The organism is Myxococcus sp. CA039A (genome assembly GCF_013336645.1).
GTDB lineage: Bacteria > Myxococcota > Myxococcia > Myxococcales > Myxococcaceae > Myxococcus > Myxococcus llanfairpwllgwyngyllgogerychwyrndrobwllllantysiliogogogochensis.
The window spans coordinates 1-1,527 of the sequence record NZ_JABUMQ010000651.1 but is presented as its reverse complement, the minus strand read 5'-3'; the positions used below and the strand labels follow the sequence as shown (position 1 = coordinate 1,527).

Here is a 1,527-nt window from a genome sequence, read left to right as displayed (position 1 = left end):
GGGTGGAGCGGGGGAGCGCGGCGCGAAGCTGGGAGGCGAGAGGGCCGGGGAGGGCCTCACCGCCGACGAGGAGGTAGCGGAGGGAGGAGAGCGCGGCGACGGAGTCCGCGGCGAGCACCCTGGCGCGAGCGAAGGACGGCGTGCACTGGAGATGGGAGACGGGGTGGCGGCGGAGGACCTCGGGCAGCGTCAGCGCGGTGCCGAGGCGAGAGGCGGCGCGCTCGTCATGGAGGACGACGTGGAAGCCTCGGCAGAGCGTCCAGAGCAACTCGAGGACGGAGATGTCGAAGGAGATGGAGGTGACGGCGAGCCACGTGCCGGGAGAGGTGCCCAGGCGGTCATCCATGGCCGCGAAGAAGTTGGCGGCGGTGCGGTGAGGCACCATGACGCCCTTGGGCCGGCCGGTGGAGCCCGACGTGTAGATGACGTACGCCAGATTGGCCGCGTCCGCGTTGCCAGGAGTCCGCGCTTCCTCGTCGCCCGTCTCGTCGAGAAGGAGGACCTGCGCCTCCGAGGAAGGCAGTGAGTCGAGGAGGCGTCGCGACGTGAGGATGAACGGAGCGCGAGAGTCCTGGAGCATCCAGGAGAGGCGGTCCGAGGGGTAATCAGGGTCGAGGGGAAGGTAGGCGCCGCCCGCGTGGAGGATGGCGAGCATGGCGGCGACCATGTCGGCGGAGCGGTGGACGAAGAGACCGACGGGGGCGTCCGGGCGGAGGCCGAGGGACTGGAGTCGGTGGGAGAGACGAAGGACGCGCTGGCGGAGGTGGCGGTAGGAGAGCGAGACGTCACCGAAGGACAGCGCGGTGGCGTCGGGGGTGAGCGCGGCCTGTGCCTCGAACTGGAGATGGAGGCACGAGGCGTCGAACTGGCGCGAGGACGCGTTGAAGGAGCGAAGGACCTGCTCGCGCTCCTCTCCCGTCACCAGGGAGAGCGCCCCCAGGCGCGAGTCGGGACTGGAGACGAGGGCCTGGAGCGCGATGCTCCAGTGACGCAGGAGGCGCTCGGGGGTAGAGGGCTCGAAGCGCGCGGCGTCGAAGAGCAGGCGCAGCTCCAGGGTGTCCCCGGGGATGACGTACGCCTCCAGCGGGGTATCGGCCTGCTCACGCGCGCTGAAGTCGCGGATGCCCAGCTCGGCGCTGGCCGAATTGACGGCGGCGTCGACGGGGAAGTTCTCGACGATGAAGAGGGACTCGAAGAGGGGCGTGCCGCGCGGCACGTCGCTCCACCGCTGGAGGTGGGTCAGCGGTGTGTGCTCGAACTGGCGCAGCTCGAGCTGCTGGGTGTGGAGCTGCTGGAGCCAGGAGAGCGCGGTGGCGTCTTCGTCGACGAAGATGCGGACGGGCAGTGTGTTGATGAAGAGGCCGACGGCGTGCTCGATGCCGGAGACCTCGGCGGAACGCCCCGACGTCGTGGCGCCGAAGAGGATGTCCTGCTCACCGGTGTGACGTGAGAGCACCAGCGTCCAAGCGGCCTGGACCAGTGCATTGAGGGTGAGGTGGTGCTGGCGGACGAAGGCCTGGAGGTCCG

At 70.0% G+C, this 1,527-nt stretch carries 1 protein-coding gene; it reads right to left on the bottom strand.

The features are described 5' to 3' along the window. Positions 1-1,527: AMP-binding protein (locus HR086_RS46770; RefSeq protein WP_174468902.1), on the bottom strand; the 1,527-nt coding region annotated here is incomplete at both ends.